The sequence below is a fragment of the Acetobacter conturbans genome (assembly GCF_011516755.1).
GTDB classification, from domain to species: domain Bacteria; phylum Pseudomonadota; class Alphaproteobacteria; order Acetobacterales; family Acetobacteraceae; genus Acetobacter; species Acetobacter conturbans.
Window position 1 is genome coordinate 1 of sequence record NZ_WOSY01000079.1, and the last position, 609, is coordinate 609.

2 pseudogenes are annotated in these 609 nt (G+C 59.4%); one reads left to right on the forward strand and one right to left on the reverse strand.

From position 1 onward, the window contains the following. Nucleotides 1-112 precede the first annotated feature (112 nt). Nucleotides 113-478: pseudogene (locus GOB81_RS17410) on the forward strand (helix-turn-helix domain-containing protein); the annotation flags it as partial. 32 nt (nucleotides 479-510) lie between these two features. Here the strand turns inward: GOB81_RS17410 and GOB81_RS17415 are convergent. Further along, nucleotides 511-609, reverse strand: a pseudogene (locus tag GOB81_RS17415) (IS5/IS1182 family transposase); the annotation flags it as partial.

The window sequence follows — 609 nt, forward strand, 5'->3', positions numbered from 1 at the left end:
TTAACCCCGGACCAGATGGCCAACAGCAGCGCCGTCAGAATGGCGGCATAACGACAACCGGGTATAGCTTATCAAGCCCACAAAACTGTCCGAACGGACGGGTCCACCTCTCTCCCAGTTCTCGGCTCTCCTGGAGATGGGGAGCGCTCAGGAACGCTTTGCCGATCTTCTGGGATGGATCCGTTCCAATCTGAAACAGCGCCTGACCGTGGACATCCTCGCCAGCCAGGTCGGCATGAGCCCCCGAAACTTTTCACGCAGTTTCCGGACGTCCGTAGGAATGAGTCCCGCCAGAGCGGTGGAACGACTGCGTCTGGAGGCCGCACGGGAGCGTGTCGAAGGATCGACGCTCCCCATCGAAACCATTGCTGTCATGACCGGCTTCCACGATCCCGAGCGGATGCGACGCGCCTTCCTGCGTGAGTTTCACCAGCCGCCTCAAGCTGGCCCGCGAAATGCCAATGGAAGTCCGAGCTGAAACACCACGTGGGGCGTGCTTAGGGCGTGTCGTCAGTTAATTCCGATGATGGCGGAGGCGAGTTGCACGGCAGCGAGAAAGGTTGACTTCAGCTTGTCGTAGCGTGTTGCGATGCCTCTGAAATGCTTCAG